11 protein-coding genes are annotated in these 18,480 nt (G+C 51.0%); 6 read left to right on the top strand and 5 right to left on the bottom strand.

Annotated features, from left to right (window positions below; all coding sequences use genetic code 11):
- Nucleotides 1-27: 27 nt before the first annotated feature.
- Together treZ (BM202_RS28020) and BM202_RS28015 are read right to left on the bottom strand one after the other, a co-directional pair.
- Nucleotides 28-1,941: a malto-oligosyltrehalose trehalohydrolase gene (gene treZ / locus BM202_RS28020; RefSeq protein ID WP_093832458.1), complete on the bottom strand. Its 1,914-nt coding sequence runs from the start codon at nt 1,939-1,941 to the stop codon at nt 28-30.
- Between the two features lie 6 nt (nt 1,942-1,947).
- Nucleotides 1,948-3,687, bottom strand: coding sequence for an alpha-amylase family protein (locus tag BM202_RS28015; RefSeq protein WP_093832456.1), 1,740 nt, complete (start codon nt 3,685-3,687; stop codon nt 1,948-1,950).
- Nucleotides 3,688-3,864: 177 nt separating this feature from the next.
- Between BM202_RS28015 and BM202_RS28010 the strand changes: the two genes are divergently transcribed.
- Nucleotides 3,865-4,554 (top strand): DUF421 domain-containing protein, encoded by a 690-nt coding sequence (locus tag BM202_RS28010; protein ID WP_093832454.1) that lies wholly within the window; start codon nt 3,865-3,867, stop codon nt 4,552-4,554.
- Between the two features lie 74 nt (nt 4,555-4,628).
- On the top strand, nt 4,629-5,318 hold the full coding sequence (locus BM202_RS28005; protein WP_093832452.1) for a DUF421 domain-containing protein: 690 nt from the start codon (nt 4,629-4,631) through the stop codon (nt 5,316-5,318).
- 35 nt (nt 5,319-5,353) lie between these two features.
- On the opposite strand, the gene treZ (BM202_RS28000) is transcribed toward BM202_RS28005, so the two are convergent.
- Nucleotides 5,354-7,213 carry a malto-oligosyltrehalose trehalohydrolase gene (treZ, locus tag BM202_RS28000; RefSeq protein WP_093832450.1) on the bottom strand — a complete coding sequence of 620 codons (1,860 nt, stop codon included), beginning with the start codon at nt 7,211-7,213 and terminating at the stop codon, nt 5,354-5,356.
- Nucleotides 7,214-7,233: 20 nt separating this feature from the next.
- Nucleotides 7,234-8,841, bottom strand: a complete 1,608-nt coding sequence (locus BM202_RS27995) for an alpha-amylase family glycosyl hydrolase (protein ID WP_093832448.1) — start codon at nt 8,839-8,841, stop codon at nt 7,234-7,236.
- Between the two features lie 170 nt (nt 8,842-9,011).
- Between BM202_RS27995 and BM202_RS27990 the strand changes: the two genes are divergently transcribed.
- The 4 genes from BM202_RS27990 (at nt 9,012) to BM202_RS37430 (ending at nt 12,662) form a co-directional block, all read left to right on the top strand.
- Nucleotides 9,012-10,037 carry an SDR family NAD(P)-dependent oxidoreductase gene (locus BM202_RS27990; RefSeq protein ID WP_093832446.1) on the top strand — a complete coding sequence of 342 codons (1,026 nt, stop codon included), beginning with the start codon at nt 9,012-9,014 and terminating at the stop codon, nt 10,035-10,037.
- 110 nt (nt 10,038-10,147) lie between these two features.
- Nucleotides 10,148-11,305, top strand: coding sequence for a zinc-dependent alcohol dehydrogenase (locus BM202_RS27985; RefSeq protein WP_093832612.1), 1,158 nt, complete (start codon nt 10,148-10,150; stop codon nt 11,303-11,305).
- A 62-nt stretch (nt 11,306-11,367) separates the two neighbouring features.
- On the top strand, nt 11,368-12,414 hold the full coding sequence (locus tag BM202_RS27980; RefSeq protein ID WP_093832444.1) for an SDR family NAD(P)-dependent oxidoreductase: 1,047 nt from the start codon (nt 11,368-11,370) through the stop codon (nt 12,412-12,414).
- 98 nt (nt 12,415-12,512) lie between these two features.
- Nucleotides 12,513-12,662, top strand: a complete 150-nt coding sequence (locus BM202_RS37430) for a hypothetical protein (protein ID WP_177236704.1) — start codon at nt 12,513-12,515, stop codon at nt 12,660-12,662.
- Nucleotides 12,663-13,100: 438 nt separating this feature from the next.
- Here BM202_RS37430 and BM202_RS27975 read toward each other — a convergent pair whose 3' ends face one another.
- Entirely contained in the window at nt 13,101-17,744 is a 4,644-nt protein-coding gene (locus BM202_RS27975; RefSeq protein WP_093832442.1) for an endo-1,4-beta-xylanase, read from the bottom strand.
- Between the last annotated feature and the right edge of the window lie 736 nt (nt 17,745-18,480).

Below are 18,480 nucleotides of genomic sequence, written 5' to 3'. Positions count from 1 at the left end.
ACACCTAGCCAACAGGTCAGCTACTGCTTATTGATATAGGTGTGCTGGAATGGGCTTCGGTACGTTAATATGAGATTTCTCGTGACCGCACGCGTAGATCACCAGCGACTCAGCTGGTAACGTAACCGATGTTGAATCTACCAGCGAATTGGGGGCGGTGCTGGAACCGGTTTCCAATTGCCATTGCTGATCAGCCGAGTCGAGCAGTTTTTGCCAATGCATAGTTGAGGCTGACATAGATATTGTTACATCTTGTTGTTCGCTGGAGAAATTCATCAGACACAACACATGCTGGTCGTCGTGCCAGCGATGCAGGAGCAGCGTCTGTTGCTCGTCGCAGGTGGTTACATCCAGCTGTTGACGGTTCAACTTGTGCAGTGCTGGTAATTGCTGCCGTAGCGCGATCAGGGTCTGATAATACCGAAGCAGCGTTCGGTGAGGTTTTTGCTGGATTAATTCCCACTCTAGTTTGGCTTGCTGGTAGGTCTCTTCCACATCCGGATCGGGAACCTCGACGTCCGACTTAGACGTACTGAATTCATCTTTCCGGCCCTGTTTTATCTCTTTGGCCAGTTTCGGTTCCGACACGTTCGCAAAGTAGAGAAAGGGATTTGTTTCGCCCCATTCTTCGCCCATGAACAGCATGGGAATAAACGGGCTGACCAGAACGGCCCCTGCCATCAGTTTTAACGTATCATAGCTATACAACACACTTGATCGCTCCCCCTGCTTGCGATTGCCGACCTGATCGTGGTTCTGCGAAAAGACGATAAACTGACTACCCGGATTCGTTTCGGCTTTACTCCCAAACAGCTTGTGGCGAACCTCCGAGAACTGACCGTCGTATACATAGGCATCCCGAAAGGATTTTGCCAGACTGGCAATGCCGTCAAAATCGGCGTAGTATCCTGTTTTTTCTTCGCCCACCGTAACCCGCAGCGAGTGGTGAAACTCATCAATCCATTGGGCATCCATGCCATACCCATGCTCGGGCAGTGGCTGGATGTATTTAGGGTCGTTCAGATCGCATTCAATCATCAGATAATGGCGACGGCCGGTGGTTTTCATCAGGCGGTCAACCTGTTGCCGGAGTTCCTGTAATATATGCACCGGACCCGCGTCTTTGATGGCGTGAACGGCATCCATGCGTAGCGCATCGATGTGAAAATCCCGGAACCACATGAGCGCATTTTCAAGCACATGCCGTCGAACGCCATCACACCAGGCATCATCGAAATTAACAGCATTACCCCAGGGCGTCTGGTATTTATCCGTCAGATACGGCCCATAGTGTTCCAGAAAATTTCCCTCCGGCCCAAAGTGATTGTAAACGACATCCAGCACCACCGCTATACCGCGAACATGGCAGGCATTCACCAGACGTTGGAGGCCACTGGCTCCACCGTAGGAGTCTTGGGCCGCATACCAGAATACACCGTCATAGCCCCAGTCTCGTGCGTTTGAAAACTGAGCAACGGGCATAATCTCAATGGCATTGATGCCCAAGGCTTTTAAATAATCCAGTTTTCCTTGAACCGCATCGAATGTGCCCTCCGGCGTAAACGTACCAATGTGCAGTTCATACAACAGGTAATTTTCCAGAGTGGGCGTGACCCAGTTCTGATCCTCCCACTGAAACGAAGTTGTATCTATCGCTCTGGAAGGCCCTTCTATACCCTCGGGCTGCCCCAGTGAAGCAGGGTCCTGACACTCCTTTTCATCGTCCAGCACGAACGTGTACAAGGAATCGGGTTTGATTTTGGGCGTCTGTACGCTCCAGTAGCCTAGCTCTTCTTTGTTTAGTGGTATTACTTCCGAAGACTCGGTGAGTTTGATGGCTACATGTTCCGGCGTGGGTGCCCACAAAAGAACATCGGCTTGATTTTTACCAGAGAACGTTACGCCAAGTGACCGCTTTTCTACAGTTAGTGGTGGCAGCATACCTCATTATTTTTTCAGTCGATACCAGCTATAGCCATACCCTGCCAGTTTAACGGAGTATGTACCCTTATCGCCAACCGACGTCTGACTGTTATCAAAAAGATTAACCAACGTACTACGTGGTTTTAATGATGTAGTTAACTGGCATTGCTGGGGTTCTGGACTGAAATTATTGATCATTACGAGGGAACGGCCCTGCCAGTCATAACGAATAGCCAGTACGTGCTCTGAGCCTGTATCGAGAAGTTCCCAGTTTCCCCAGCCGATCTCGGGACATTGCTTGCGTATGCGGGCAAACCGGGCGACCTTGTTCAGCAAGGAGGCAGAGTCGGAACGTTGAGCCGCTACGTTGACTTTTGCGTAGCTATACGGCCCCTGATTGATGACGGGACGTACCAGTTTAGTTCCACCTGAAAACCCGGCGTTCAGCCCATTTGACCATTGCATGGGTGTACGAATCGACATTCGTTCCTGTAGCTTGAGGTCATCGCCCATGCCGATTTCTTCACCGTACCGGATGACAGGCATACCCGGTAGCGAAAACAGTACGCTGTAGGATAGTTCGACCAGACGCGGATCACCCAGCATGGGCGCCAGTCGGCGACGGATACCCCGTTGATACAGTTGCATCGTGGTGTCGGGGCCGAACTTAGCGTACACCTTGTCCCGTTCGGTATCGCTCAACCGACCCAGATCAATCTCATCGTGGTTTCTCAGAAAATGCGCCCATTGCGCCGTTGGCGGAATATTTTTGGTATCATCCAGGGCTTTCCGTAACGACTTGGTTTCGCTTGTCGCCAGGGCGTAAAAGAGGTGTTGATTAGCGAAGAAGTTGAACATCGTTTGCATGTTCTGACCCTCCTTGCCGAAGTAAGGCTCCTGCTCTTTCGGGTCTACATTGGCTTCCCCTAACAGGATCGCATCCCGCTTATGCCATTGAATGTACTGGTGCAACTGCGTGATTATATCGAACTGATGGACAGGCTTTTCGGGATCGAAATCGGGGTCGGCTACTTCGATCAGGAAGGGAACTGCATCCACGCGAAAGCCTGCAACTCCTTTATCCAGCCAGTAGCGGACAATTTTTCGCATTTCCTGCTGAACGGCCGGATTCTGCATGTTCAGGTCGGGCTGGAAATCATAAAAGCGGTGGTAGAAGTATTCGCCCGCCTGTTTGTCGAACGTCCAGATGTCTTTCTGCACGCCCGGAAACACCATGCCTTTGTCCCACTTCTTGGGGCGATCTTTCGACCAGACGTACCACGATCGATAGGGTGAATTCTTGTTCTGGCGAGCCTGCTTAAACCACGTATGCTGATCGGATGTATGGTTGGTCACCAAATCCATCATGACCCGAATTTCCTTTTGATTCGCCTGACGGATGAAATTGTCAAAATCCTGTGTGGTGCCCAGGTTTGAGTCAATGCCATAAAAGTCAGCTACGTCATAGCCGTCGTCTTTGTTGGGTGTCGGTTGAAATGGAGCGAGCCAGATGGTCGAAACGCCTAATGTTTTCAGGTAATCGAGTTGTTGAGTAATTCCATTGAAATCGCCAAAGCCGTCTCCATCCGAATCTTTGAAAACCTCAACGTCAACGCTGTACACGAGGCCGTTTTTATACCATAACTCCTCAATAAAATCGGTTGGTGTAGGGACAGCGGGAGCTTCTTCTGATTTTGTATCGTCGATCTTCTTCTGGCAGGCGGCAAAAAGACAAAGGCACAGGACAAGAATTAGTTTTTTCATGGACGTATGTTGAGTGTAGTCAATAAGACCAACTCATAATAGAACCATCCTGTTAACACCAGTTACCGTTTCCTGACTATCTGGCTTATTTTTTTTGTATACCGTATAGAATATTGGAATAAACCCAGAATTTGCGCGCACGCTTAATCATTTCCCCCTAACAAAAGTTAGGGGGAAATGGACAAAGAGGAAATAAAATTGGCCGACTGGCAACGGATTCTGATTGGTGATGCTCCGGTCGAATTTCTGGTGGAAGTGTTCATCCGTACAACACTTATTTATATAGTCGTCCTGATCGTGATGCGGCTGCTTGGCAAGCGAATGAACGGGCAGATCACCAATCTGGAACTAACCGTCATGCTTACGATGGGAGCCATCGTTTCACCCGCCATGCAACTGCCCGACCGGGGGTTGTTGTCGGGCGTACTGGCTTTGCTCTGTGCCTTGGTTTTTCTGTGGGAAACTAACCTGTTAGGTTTCAAAAGCAGCAGAGCGGAAAAATTGATACAGGGCACTGAAACCGCTGTCATCAAAGATGGGATTATTCAACTCGACGTTATGGGGAAAAACAGGCTCTCTCACCAGCAGATTTATGCCGCGCTACGTAGCGAAAACGTATATAGTCTGGGCAAAGTCAAACGCCTATATCTGGAAGCGTATGGTATTTTCAGCATTTATCAGGATGAGAAAGGTAAGCCTGGCTTGTCGGTATTGCCACCCGCGGATGAAGAAATACAGGTGATTTATGGGCATCCTGAAGAGAAAATGCTCGCTTGTACTAACTGTGGCACTACGGTTCCAGCCCAGCCAAAACCTGGCCCCTGCCCAATTTGCCAGGCAACCGATTGGGGCGACGCAGTACTTTAAACCAAGATTCCCCAACGAGCTGTTCCATGGGTTTTCGCTCGTGGCAAGCCTCATTAAGGAAGACGAACTCAACTATGAAAAAGGACGATATTTATTTGTATGACTGGCAACGGATTCTCATCGGTGAGGTGCCTGGCATGTTTTACGTTGAAATTATAATCCGGGCAACTGCGATTTATTTACTCCTGGTCATCACCATGCGGTTAATGGGCCGACGGATGGCTTCTCAGTTGAGCCGGAATGAAATGGCCGCCATGATTTCAATGGCAGCCGCTGTTGGTGTACCAATTCTGGATGCCCATCGGGGCCTGCTACCAGCTTATGTCATCGGGGTGGTCGTGGTTTTTACACAACGTATCGTGTCGTATTACGCGGCTAAAAGTCAGCGTTTTGAGGCAATATCACAGGGCAATATCAGCAGGCTCATCGAGAATTCGGTCATTCAAATGCCCGCGATGAAGGAGGCTCGTCTCTCCCGCGAACTGCTTTTTGCTCAGCTTCGATCCAGCGGATTAACGCATTTAGGGCATGTTAAACGAATGTATATGGAAGCCAACGGCGCTTTCACGCTTATCGAAGAAACCGAACCAAGACCCGGGCTTTCGATCCTGCCCGAATGGGACACCGAATTTATCGACCAGCAGGAAAAAGTGCCGGGTAAAAATGTCTGTTACCATTGTGGCAATCCGCAGCCCGAAGCAAAGGCTCAATCCGATGCCTGCGACAAATGCGGTTATAGTGACTGGGTGCCCGCGTTTAAATAACAGGACGTAGTGTCGCAAAATGCTGGCTAAGAAGGCTATTGCCAATCCGATGTGAATTCGCCCGTATAAACCGTGATGCTACAGGGTGCCAGGTGAATGGCCTGACCGGGCTTTACCTGCGCCGGTGACGACTTGTGACGCGTACTGCCTTCCTCTTGCCATTGTTTTTCGGTTGAATCCAGCAGTTTGTCCCACGAACTGACCCAGACGGGCAATTCATACGTAATAACGTCATCAGACAGATTAAATAAACAGGCCAGATGCTGCTGTCCATCAATGGTTTGCCGGTGCAGAACGAATCCGGCCTGACCCAGTACCGTTACCTTCACCTCCTGCTTATTCATGTTCCGCAAGGCAGGTACCGAGCGACGTAGTTCAATGAGCGTTTTATGCCACTCCAGCATACGTTGATGGTTACCCTTGTCGCGCGTATCCCACTGAATTTTTGATTGGTTGAAGGTAGCTTCATCAAAAGGATCAGGTAAGTCGACATCACCGATAAAAGCGGCAAAATCTTTCTTCCGTCCCTCCCGTACATTTTTGATCAGACCCTGGTCGGTATGGCTCGCGAAATAATAGAACGGAGACTCATCGGCATATTCTTCCCCCATAAACAGCAACGGTATGTAGGGCGATAGAAACACAGCGGCTGCGGCTACTTTTTGGCGCTCAAAATCGACCAGCAGCGATAAGCGATCAGTACCTAACAAATTGCCAACCTGGTCGTGATTCAGATTGAACGCAATGAACTTATCGCCCGGTACGCCCGTCGACGATCGGCCGAATTTACGTTTCCGGAAGTCTACATACTCCCCGCTCATAACAAAGCCATCGGTGTAGGCTTTGGCTAACTGCTCCATACGCCCGAAGTCGCCATACCGTTTTTTTTCATCTTTGTTGATCAATACACGAAGGGCATGATGAAAATCGTCGAGCCATTGGGCATCAAACCCGTATCCGCCCAGTTGGGGGTCTCTGGTTACGACTGGGTTATTCAGGTCCGACTCAGCCACCAGATACAGCGAGCGTCCCAGTTGTTTCTCCAGGTATTTTACCTTGGTATGAATAAGCTCCCAGATCGACAGAGCGCCCGAATCGAACACTTCATGAATGGCATCGAGCCGAAGCCCATCAATGTGGTATTGCTCAAACCAGAACAGGGGATTGTTCGCGTAATAGTCCCGTACGCCATCCGACCACTCACGATCGAAATTTATTGCGTTGCCCCAGGGAGTATGGTGTTTATCGGAGAAGTAAGGCCCAAACTCATTTAGATAATTGCCTTCCGGCCCCAGATGATTATATACTACGTCCAGAAAAACCGAAATACCGCGCGCATGGCAGGCGTCAACCAGCTTTTTCAACCCAATTGGACCGCCATAGGAATCCTGAACGGAATAGGGATAGACGCCATCATACCCCCAGTTCCGGTTGCCGGGAAACTGGCAGATGGGCATCAACTCAATCGCATTGATGCCGATGCGGGCCAGATCATTCAGGCGCGGAATAATGGCTTCAAATGTGCCTTCGGGCGTGAACGTACCGACGTGCAGTTCATAGAAGATAAGGTCACGAAACGGCAAATCCCGCCAGCTCTGGTCATGCCAGTTATAGGCCGAGTGATCAACAACTTCCGAAGGGCCGTGAACCCCTTCCGGTTGAAAATGAGACGCCGGGTCGGCATGTTCCCTGCCTGTATCCAGCCTGAAAAAATAACGCGTGCCCGGTAAAACATCGTCCAGCTGTAGCTGAAAATAGCCCCACTTGTCGCACTGCATGGGTAGCTCCCGCTCCGTTGGATACACAATGTGCAACGTAACATTTTCTTTTTCGGGAGCCCAGACGGTGAATATACAGGTACCGTTTCTAATATAATTCGCGCCAATTGTCTTCATGTTCGGTGTGGTTAAAGAACTTAAGTCAAGCGTATCACCAGGCCCTCATCGCCACTCAGACTAATGGTATCGTTCACCGGCGTTCCTTCCCAATCGGGCGACGTAGCAATGGCAACAACACCCGTCAGAGAGCTATCTTTTGCTTTAAAATAACCGGGACGGTGGCTCAGATTCAATAAAATCAGGAAACGGGGATGGCCCTCAAGCTGGCGGATGTACGCTATAAGCTGGGTATCTGAATATACGGGTACGTAATCGCCGACCCGCAGAGAAGGCTCCTGCTGGCGTAATTTGATCAGTCGCCGGTATAGCGTTAGCATCGAGTAGGGATCTTCCTTCTGCCGCTCCACGTTCTCCCGAGCGAAATCGCGCGCCAGTCTGAGCCAGGGTTTTCCCTCGCTAAAGCCTGCATTCGGGGATTTATTCCATTGCATGGGGGTCCGGCTGGGGTCGCGGCTCAAGTTTTTGTCGGGCATATTCAAGCCCTGTGGGTCCTGCACTTCCTCAAACGGGATCGGTACGTCCCGCATGCCAATTTCATCTCCGTAATAAATAGTTGGAGTACCGCGCAGCGTCAGCAGCAGGAGGGCGGCAACCCGGGCCTGCTCCTTACCCACCCGACTGGTAATACGTGGCTGATCATGATTGCCGAGCACCCAGTTTGGCCAGCCATCAACCGGTAGAACACCCTCGTACTGATCAACCGCAGCGGCAATCTGCCGGGCCTCCCAGGGCAACGTCAGTAACTGAAAATTGAATGGTAAATGCGCTCCTTTACCGTCGACGCCGTAATACGCAACCAACTGATGAAGCGGCAGATAAATCTCCCCAATCATCATTCGTTCGGGATAGCTGTTCAGCACATGCCGCATCTGCATAACCACATCATGCACGTCCGGCTGATCCGTGGAGTACACGGGCAGCAGTTGCTCATAGGTAGCCATGTGCGGCTGGTAGTTGGGATTCACCGGATTGTCACGCAGCATTTCATCCTTGATCATGTGCCACATAACGTCCACCCGGAATCCATCAACGCCCCTGTCCAGCCAGAACCGCATAACATTGAGCATCGCTTCCTGTACCTCCGGGTTTCGCCAGTTCAGATCCGGCTGCTCTTTCAGAAAGGCGTGGTAATAATATTGCTGGGTTGGCTCATCCCACTCCCAGGCATTTCCCCCGAACATGCTAAGCCAGTTATTCGGTACCGCGCCGTCGGGGAGCGCGTCCTGCCAGATGTACCAGTCCCGTTTTGGATTATCGCGGGACGAGCGGGATTCCAGAAACCACGGATGCTGGTCGGACGTATGATTCGGTACCAGGTCCAGCATCAGTTTCATGCCCCGACCATGCACGGCGGCTACAAGCGCATCGAAGTCGGATAGGGTGCCAAACAAAGGGCTGATGCCCTGATAATCAGAGATGTCGTACCCAAAGTCGGCCATAGGTGACGGAAAAATGGGCGATAACCAGATAGCTGTAATACCCAGTTCGCTCAGGTAATCGAGCCGTGTCAAAATACCCGGAAGATCACCGATACCATCGCCATTACTGTCCTGAAATGAACGGGGATAAATCTGGTAAATGATTCCTTCCTGCCACCAAAGGTGTTTCGTTGCGTCTGCTTCCATCCTCTATTTTCCGGGAAATCGTCTTATAAAACCGAAAAGTGGCGTCCTGGTTTTGCCTGCGAGGTGAAAATAAGCCTATGGTCAGCCAATGAGTCCGCTCCCTAAGCCCCGCCAACAATCCGTTTACTACGTTGGTTGACCCTAGTACAGACGTAAAATCACAATAAATTATGAGCGCATCGACGAGTACAGGCTTATGGTGGACGCTGGCGGGTATGGGCGCGCTGATGGTTACAAAGGCCTATTTAGACAGAAAACGAACCATTGATTTTCATGATAAAACCGTTGTTATCACCGGAGGAGCACGCGGGTTGGGACTTGTCTTAGCCCGGCAATTCGCAAAGGCGGGCGCGCACGTAGCCATTTGCGCCCGCGATCAGGCTGAGTTAGATCGTGCTCAGGCCGACCTGCGCATGCGGGGAACGGATATCTTCACCTATGCCTGTGACATCACCGACAAGACGCAGGTGCAGGCGTTTATGCGGGCGGTGGAACAGGTACTTGGCCCGGTCGATATACTGGTCAATAATGCCGGGACCATTATTGTCAGTCCGCTGGAAAATACGACGGAAGAGGATTTCCGGGAGGCTATGGAAGTCAATTTCTGGTCGGCTTTTCATACGATCAATGCGGTACTTCCTCAGATGCGCGCGCGCAAATCCGGGCGTATCGTCAACATTACGTCCTTTGGCGGCAAAATCGCCGTGCCGCACCTGTCACCCTATTCGGTTAGTAAATTTGCGTTTGTCGGGTATTCGGAAGGACTACGTTCCGAACTCATCAAAGACAGCATTTATGTCACGACCATCTGTCCCGGCCTGATCCGTACGGGAAGTCCCCGGAATGCGATTTTCAAAGGGCAGAACGAGAAAGAATATACGGTCTTCAAACTTGGTGATTCAATCCCCCTGTTCACGATTGCCGCCGACGATTGTGCCCGTCAGATTCTGGCAGCCTGTCGGGTGGGAGAAGCGGAACGTATCATTACGTTGCCGGCAAAAATAGCGACCGCCCTGCATGGTATAGCCCCGGGTTTAATTACGGATACACTGGCGTTTGCCAATGGTTTTTTGCCCGATCCGGGCGGAATTGGTGAGCAACGGGCAACGGGTAAGGATAGTGAAACCTGGTTGTCTAACTCCGTGCTGGCGCACCTGACCGACGAAGCGGCTAAAGCGAATAACGAGATAGGGTAATTGTGGGCTACTTAATCGGCCCATTCCCTTGGATTAATAAACCAACGCCAGTTGACAGCGTTACTGGCTATACCCGAGTAGTCGGCTCAACGTTTCTTTTCAATCAATTTATGAAAGCAGCAGTCTTCCACAAAGTCGGTGACATCCGTTACGAAACAATGGATGATCCTAAAATTGAGCAATCGCGGGATGTCGTTCTACGTATCACATCGACAGCCATCTGCGGCTCAGACCTTCATATTTATGACGGGTTTCTGCCCCAATTCCGCAACGAAGTACTCGGTCACGAGTTTATGGGTATCGTTGAAGAGGTCGGCTCTGAGGTTTCCAACCTTAAAAAAGGCGATCGGGTGGTGGTACCTTTTACCATCGCCTGCGGCAAATGTTATTTCTGCAACCACCATCTGGAGATGCACTGCGAAAACTCTAATCCCGAGTTTTATGGACCAGACGGCGGGTTACTGACCGAAAAAGGCGGTGGGCTGTTCGGCTATTCGGACCTCTATGGGGGCTACAATGGCGGGCAGGCTCAGTATGTACGCGTCCCTTTTGCCGACTACGGTCTGCGCCACGTACCTGAAGAACTCAAAGACGAGCAGGTACTTTTTCTGTCCGACATTTTCCCCACAGGCTGGAGCGCCATCGAATGGGGCGAATTAAAAGGAGGAGAAACGGTAGCCATTTTCGGCTCGGGGCCGGTTGGACTAATGGCCCAGAAATCGGCCTGGTTGCAGGGTGCCGGACGCGTCATTGCCATTGATCCGGTCAATTACCGGCTGGAACGGGCCTGGCGCGTCAACAAAGTCGAAACGCTCAACCCGCATGAGGTCGATGTGATCGAAGCCATACGTAGCATGACCGAAGGCCGCGGGGCCGACCTCTGTGTAGATGCCGTGGGCATGGAAGCCGAGCGAACGTTGCTGGATAAAGCCAAAGCCGTTATTAATCTGGAGAAAGGCAGCACCAGCGTATTGGAACAATGTTTTCAGGCCGTCCGTCGGGGTGGTATCGTATCGGTGGTGGGCGTGTATGGTACACCTTCGGATAACTTCCCGATCGGCCGCATATTTGATAAAGGCGTGTCGATACGTACTGGTCAGTCGTTTGTCCACAAAAACATTGATCATTTGCTTGATCTGGTAGTGCAGGGCAAAGTTGTACTGGATGATATCGTCTCGCACGTACTGCCCCTGGCCGAGATTTCGCGGGCCTACGACATTTTCAAGAAAAAGGAAGACGACTGCACCAAAGTCATTTTGAAACCCTAAGACAAAAAAAATGTCCACATCGACGGACCGCTCTGTGGACAATACGCTCAAACCACTCAACGATGGAAACCCAGAACAACGAAAAAACAGTCCTGATTACGGGCGCATCCAGCGGCATCGGCCGCGAACTAACCCGGCTTTTCGCCAAAGATGGCTACAATTTAGTGCTGGTTGGGCGTGATGAAGAAAGCCTCCAGCAATTAGCCAGTAATTTCTATAATCAGTACGGCACTCAAACAACCATCATCAATAAAGATCTGGCAGACCCCAAAGCACCCGAAGAAATCTACGGCGAAACCAGCGGAAAAGGGCAACAGATTGATATACTGGTTAATGACGCGGGCTTTGGTGAATACGGCATGTTTGCGACCGAGACAGATTTGCAAAAAGAATTAAGCGTTGTACAGGTCAATGCTGTAGCCCTGATGCACCTGACCAAGCTGTATTTAAAAGACATGGTAGCCCGGAATAACGGCAAAATTCTGATGCTCGGTTCAGAAGTATCGGTCGTGCCCAACCCGATGATGGCCGTCTATGGTGCGACCAAGGCATTTATTAAATCGTTCTCCGAAGCCATTCGAAATGAGTTGATTGGCACGAATGTAACCGTTACGGTACTGATGCCCGGGGCGACTAATACCAATTTCTTTAAGGTAGCGGGCGCTGAAAATATTAAAGGAGCCGATCCGCAGAAAACGGCCAACCCCGCCGATGTGGCGAAAGAAGGGTACGAAGCGCTAATGAGTGGAAAAGATCACGTAGTGGCCGGTTGGATGAACAAGGCACGAGTAGCGCTGGGCCATATACTGCCCGATCCATTGCTGGCCGCTCAAACCCGAAAAGACATGACGCCTAAGGAAGAAGCCGAACAGCAACAGAAGCAAACGACAGCAATTGCCGTAGCCGTGGGTATAGCCGTGCTTGGCGGTATATGGCTGTTTTCTCGAAATCGACACTCGTATGTACCAAGTGCTTACGATAAAATGAAATATCGGTACAAAGCGAATAAAGCGGGTCGGACGGCGAAAAATGCGTTAGACAACGTAGCGGATTCCATTAAAGGGTCGTACAAGCGGGCGAAAGACACCGTTGAAGATACCATCGCATAAGCGGTATTATCATTGAATAAAATCCAGACGATTGATTCGAATCAATCGTCTGGATTTTATTATTTAAAAGGCATGCTGAACTTTCCTTCGGTGATTGTATGCTTTTTCCTCTATCGCTGTCGGCCGTAAGGAGAAAAGGGGCCTTCAACGATTGTTATGATCATACTGGTAATCGTAACGCTACCTTCATCCGGCTGGAGAAAGAGTTTGTGCCGTTGCTCAGGGAAAACGAACCGACGTTAACGTAGCGTGCCGATCTTTAGTCTACAGCGCTAAAAACCCCGATAAGCCGGGTCAACAAAATCCCTTGGCCAAATGAACGCTATTTGTTAAGCAGAGAAATAGTCCGACTCTTGCCATTAGTGCCTGAAACCGTTCACGAAAGGGTTGTTTTTTCTGAACAACTAGGATTTCGTCCACGAAAACCCTTTGATTAATAAACATCTATTTCAGAGAATTGCCTGTATGATCCGTATGAGTTGACAAGGAGAAATCTCGAACATCTTGGGCACATACGCGCCACTCCAGTTGTCATACAATCAATTGTTTTGCACCCTTTGAAAGCCGTAGGCCGATACGTCTTCAGGTGCCTAAATTCGTTCGGGCCACTTAGTAACTAAACAAACAGCCAGACTTTCTAAAGTCTGGCTGTTGACTTCTTGACCTGTAAACAGGAGCTTCTTGCGTTAGGGTTTGAGCAATTTAAGCGTTTTCTGCTCGGTGCCCGTACTAACCCGTAATAACAAAATTCCCTGTGCCGTACCGATCGGTATACTAACTCGTTCGAGCGTTCGGGCCTGATGGATATGGACCTGATGCAGCAGATCACCCCGGCTGTCAGTCAGGTTTAGTTGAACCGACTGGCCATCGACACCGCTGATTTCGACCTCCGCCGATTTACTTTCCACGGGGTTGCCCAGTACCCGTACCTGCAACCCCGTGCCCAGTTCGTCGATACCGGCACGAGCTCGTCCACAGGACGCTTTTAGATCCCAGACATACGTCACTACGTTGCCACTCTGGCGAGCCATCAACGTAAAGGGTTTAACATCACTGGCCGTTCGGCTCTCCTTGTCCACGAACTGATTAGGGTTCGTGGTCCAGCCGGTGATGCCCAGGGCCATGTACTCGATGCGGTCGCCGTTGCCGCCCTGGGTTTTAAAGATGAATGCACCCGTCAAGCAGTTGTATTCCGGCGCTACGAGCTGAAGTGAACCTCCACCTACTGGCGCAACCGTCAATGTGAATACACCCTCTGTCGCTAGTCCACTAGGGTCTGTAGCGGTGATCTTAACCAGGTAACTGCCTGACTGCATGGGTGTACCACTCAGTGTCGTTCCGTTAAAGGTAATGCCGATGGGTAATCCGGAAGCGGCAAAGGTAAGCGGCTGACCTTCGGGGTCGGTGAAGGCACCGGTGGGCAGTACGTAGTTGAACGGGCTGTTTTGCTGAGCCGTCTGGTTCGATAAGCTCCCGTTGTAAAACGGTGGGCTGTTGGCCCCCACCGGACACTGTGCCCGAATATTCCAAACGTAGGTTACCTCAGTGCCGTTCTGGCGGGCTTTAAGCGTTATCGGCTGGGCATCGACGGCGGTGCGCAGTTCGGTATCCACAAACTGGTTGGGGTTCGTGGTCCAGCCGGTGATACCCAGGGCCATGAACTCGATGCGGTCGCCGTTGCCGCCCTGGGTTTTGAAGATGAACGCACCTGTTAAGCAGTTGTACTCTGGTGTAAGCAGAGCGAGTCCATTCGGTGGCGTCGCCGTTACGGAACTACAGGTGGTCAGAGCATTCCACAAATACGTCACTGTAATGCCGTTCTGCGTGGCCGACAGGGTGAAGGGCTCCAAATCGGGTCGCTGATTCCGAATGTCCTGCGCGATACCAGCATCGACCATAGCCGTACAGCTCGTCGTCGGAGACGTGATACCAGTTGCTGAGTAACTGACGGGGGAGCCATCGCCACCGACGGTGTTGAACTTGAACTCATTCGTAGCACAGTTGTAGGTTGGTGCGACCAGGCTGAGCGGTTGCCCCAGCGTGGCCGTTGGACTGCCGCAGGACGTAGCAACGGGAAGACAAGTGCCCAAAACCGTGATTCGCTGAGATGCTGTTCCGACATTGCCGCAGGCATCGGTGACGGTCCAGGTTCGGACAATGGTGTAGGAAGCACCGGTCGTCGGGGTCGCTGGCGTGGTTACGTCCTGCACGGTAACGCTGAGGGGGCCGGGGCAGTTGACCGCCGAAGCCGTGATAGCCGCCGTACTGGACACGGGTACCTCACTGGTACACGTATATTGAGCGGCCACCGGAATGCCACAAATTTTGGGTAGAAAACTCGTGCCTAAGGGCGGATTACCGGATGCGCGAACGCTGTTTGGGTTGTTGCTAAGCGTGTTGTTCAGGTAATCGCGTAAGGCCGGTTTTTCCTGACCGCTACAGGCATCGACCAGAAACGCTTCCTGAGCTGTGCGCCAGTGGCCCGTCAGATACCCCCACAGGGTGATGCCAATGACCGATGGGTGATTCCAGTACAAACCAAAAATGCGCTCATATTCCGATTTTTGGAACGCCTGCTTCACCGCTACGTTAGTCGTAACCGTGTAGGTATTGTCTACATCGCCGTCGATGTCCAGTTCGGTAATCATGATCGGCAATCCGGTTGCGGCAATCTTATCGAGTTGTGTTCTCAAATAGGCAGTATGGGCCGCAAAGCTTTGATTGGGGTCGTACTTCCGGGTCGAGAACGAGTGGCCCTGTAGTCCGATCACATCCAGCAGATTATCCGCTTTCAGCAGATTAACCAGCGACACATAATCATCTGCCAGGCCGGATTCAGCGTTGTACTCGTTCAACATCAGTTTGGTTTCGCAGGGGAAGTACTGCCGGGCCAGTTTGAACGAATTGACAACCCAGTCGAACCGACCAGGTGTTGTGCCTAGTTCGGCATTCAATGATTTCAACGCGTTTACGTAATCACCACTGGCCGGATCAGTTAAATTGGGGCCCAGGTTATTCGGTGGATCGTTCAGCGTTTCGTTGGCCACTTCAATGTATTCCAGCCTGGCCCGTGCGTCCGAGCTGCCATCGTAATGGTTGGCAACCGCCTGAAACCAGGCTTTTATTTTCTGAACCTTCTGCGCATCGCTCAGCGGTTTTAGCCACGTTGGCTGTTGCGCGCCCCACACCAGTACGTGAAACCGGAAGGGGAACCCACGCTGCTTGGCAAACGCACGGGCCTGATCTACTTCGGTAAAATTATAAACGCCTTGGGTTCCTTCAATACTGCCCCACTTACCCGCGTTTTCGGGCGTTACCTGGTTAAAATACTTCTCGAAATTTGGCATCTGAGGGGTGCTGTATGCAGATCCCAGGAATTTGTTTTTTCCCGTAGCGATAGGCGTTTGACCAGCGGGTACCTGATACTTGACCGCACAATCATCCGCGCCGGTCACCGTTACGTTATCGACAAAGAACGTACCAACACTTGTACCCATGTCCAGCACAATCCGGGTACTGGCATCATTGGCCGTAAACGTCCAGGTCATGGCTTGCCAGGCCGTTGTTGTCGTATAGTTGGGCCCGTACTGAGCACCGGCTGTAGCATTGGTCGAAAACCGGATGACTTCTCCCCCCACATTCGAGCGCACATAAATGCTGGCCGTGTAATTTTTGCCGGCACTAAGACTCATCGGGTCGCTTACCAGTTGCACACTATACGGTTCACCAGTGGCTGTATTGATCACTTTTACCGCTCGGCTGCCCTCGTTCACTTCAGCCGCAACGGTGGTTTCGGTTATATTGGCCGCCCCGTTGTATTTTGACCAGTTCGTGAAATTGTTGCCAGGGCCACCCAACTCAAAGCTCCCATTGGTAACGAGATTGATGATGGCTGGGCTGATATCGGCATCGTCAAGGTAATAAACGTTCGTGTTCTTGCCCAGGTCAAGGACCAGTTTAGTCTGGGTTTCATTGGCTGTAAATGTCCAGCTCAGTTTGGTCCAGGTGGTCGGTACAGGCGTATCAGGTCCGTAGAGCGAGTTGGGCGTGGTCGAGAAGCGAATCGTACTTCCAGCCGTGGTGGCTTTAGCCCAGATCGAGAACGTATATTGTGTTCCGACAACCGTTGTGGCTGCATCGTTGATCAACTGTACCGAGTAAGGTTGGCCGGCATTAGGCTGACTACCGGTGACCTCAGCCCGTAGCGCCCGGCCACCCGAGTGAGTCTCAGTAGTGGTAGCTGTCAGAAACGAAGCTCCGTTTTGCTTGGTCCAGTTGGTAAAGTTATCGCCAAAACCGGTTTCAAACCCACCGTTTCCGATTAGCAGGGCATCCGTCGAGGTCAGGCTCATGTCGTCTACAAAATAAGTAGCGCTGCTGGTACCCAGATCGATGGCGACCCGCGTAGTAGGTTCAACCGGTGTAAAATCGAGCGTTAACAACTGCCAGTCGGTACCAATGGTGGTCGTAGTTGAATAAGCGTACGCGCCATAGTTCGCCAGGGGCGATATAGTGGATAGTCTGACCTGCCCTCCGGCCACAGCCGCTTTGATGTAGATACTAAACTGGAAGCGCTTGCCCACCGGCGTATTTAAAAAAGGACTGGCAAACTGTACTTCGTACGCATTGCGGGGCGTGGTGGATACCACCTTTAAAGCTCTGGCCCCAACTTTCACTTCGGCGGGACTGGTCGTTTCTGAAAACGAACCCGCTCCATTCAGTTCCGACCAGTTGGTGAAGGTGTTGCCCGTACCCTCTTCCAGGCTGGGATTGGGTAAGTAATTTGCCAGATTAGCGGCAGGCGGGTTAACGACAACCGTTCCCAGCATTTCCATGTCGTCCAGATAATAGACGACGTTGCTTTGTCCTAAATCCAGGGCGATGCGGGTTTGGGTTACATTGGCCGTAAATGTCCATGACAACTGAGTCCATACGTTGTCCGGAACATTCGTATCGGGACCGTAGAGCGCACTGGGCTGGGTCGAGAAGCGGACCGTTCCGCCAGCAGTAGCGGCTTTGATCCAGATTTTAAACGTGTAGGCTGTGCCGATGGTAGTTGGAATCAGGTCACTTAGCATCTGCACCTGATATTGTTGACCAGCAAAGCCCGGCCCCGCTGCTTTTAAAGCGCGTGTTCCACCGTGCACTTCGGCGGCAGCGGTTGTGGCGGTCAGATAGGTCGATCCATTGGCTTTGGTCCAGTTGGTGAACGTATCACCAGAGCCCGACTCAAAGCCCGGGTTGGGTACCAGGTTTTGCTGGGCAACTAGCGGTGATATGACTCCCAATAGCAGGAGACACAGAACGAATAAAAAGTAATTTTTTCTCATTGACGAAGAGCTGGCGGATCGACTGATCCGACATGCATTTGCAGCTTGATTTCAAAAGGATAGGCCATTTTTTTTATACTTGTTAAAATGACACTTATTTATTAAAAAAGTATTAGAACATATTGAAAAAGCACCATAACTGTTGGTGTAGATCTATACTACGGTAATGGGCCTATTGATTAAGCTCGTAGGTGAGGGATGATCGTTGAGGGAAGTTTTGAAATTCGAGTGTTTTAGCCTGCTATTAGTTATCGATTTTTCACCTAAAATAAATAATTAGGCAAGATTACATTCGCGATCAATACGGACGCTTTTGTCTTGAACCCACTAAAGTGAGCCAGCGTTTGCTACTGATTAAGTTGGACAGCTATTAAAATCACCGCTCCGGCCTTTAGGTTTGAGGGCTGGTAAGAAACCAAGATTTGGGTAGCTTGCCAGACAGACAACCGAGCGGGCTTCCCTAGCGTCTCCGGCCAGGCTCGCAACCTATGGGCCGATTCAGGTCCCGCTCGGTCTTTCTTACTTAACCTCGAATAGAAATTAGGGTGTTGTGACCCATTAGCAAGGTAGCGAGTGATGAGTAAGCTGTCTGATTGTCGAACCATAAAATTAAGCACTTCAATGGACATTCGCCATTTCATTGGGATTGATGTTTCTAAGAACACTCTTGACTGGGCTGTTTACGCGAATAAAGGCATCATCTGGCAAATTCAATCGGAAAACTCACCCCTAGCCA

The organism is Spirosoma endophyticum, from assembly GCF_900112365.1.
Taxonomy (GTDB): Bacteria; Bacteroidota; Bacteroidia; order Cytophagales; family Spirosomataceae; genus Spirosoma; species Spirosoma endophyticum.
This window is presented reverse-complemented; position numbering and strand designations above follow the sequence as displayed.

Excerpts from the sequence above, each read along its gene's own strand:
- BM202_RS28005 (WP_093832452.1), top strand. The coding sequence starts at position 4,629 with ATGAAAAAGGACGATATTTATTTGTATGACTGGCAACGGATTCTCATC.
- BM202_RS28015 (WP_093832456.1), bottom strand. The coding sequence starts at position 3,687 with ATGAAAAAACTAATTCTTGTCCTGTGCCTTTGTCTTTTTGCCGCCTGC.
- treZ (WP_093832450.1), bottom strand. The coding sequence starts at position 7,213 with ATGAAGACAATTGGCGCGAATTATATTAGAAACGGTACCTGTATATTC.
- BM202_RS27980 (WP_093832444.1), top strand. The coding sequence starts at position 11,368 with ATGGAAACCCAGAACAACGAAAAAACAGTCCTGATTACGGGCGCATCC.
- BM202_RS27990 (WP_093832446.1), top strand. The coding sequence starts at position 9,012 with ATGAGCGCATCGACGAGTACAGGCTTATGGTGGACGCTGGCGGGTATG.
- BM202_RS27975 (WP_093832442.1), bottom strand. The coding sequence starts at position 17,744 with ATGAGAAAAAATTACTTTTTATTCGTTCTGTGTCTCCTGCTATTGGGA.
- BM202_RS27995 (WP_093832448.1), bottom strand. The coding sequence starts at position 8,841 with ATGGAAGCAGACGCAACGAAACACCTTTGGTGGCAGGAAGGAATCATT.
- BM202_RS37430 (WP_177236704.1), top strand. The coding sequence starts at position 12,513 with ATGCTTTTTCCTCTATCGCTGTCGGCCGTAAGGAGAAAAGGGGCCTTC.
- treZ (WP_093832458.1), bottom strand. The coding sequence starts at position 1,941 with ATGCTGCCACCACTAACTGTAGAAAAGCGGTCACTTGGCGTAACGTTC.
- BM202_RS27985 (WP_093832612.1), top strand. The coding sequence starts at position 10,148 with ATGAAAGCAGCAGTCTTCCACAAAGTCGGTGACATCCGTTACGAAACA.
- BM202_RS28010 (WP_093832454.1), top strand. The coding sequence starts at position 3,865 with ATGGACAAAGAGGAAATAAAATTGGCCGACTGGCAACGGATTCTGATT.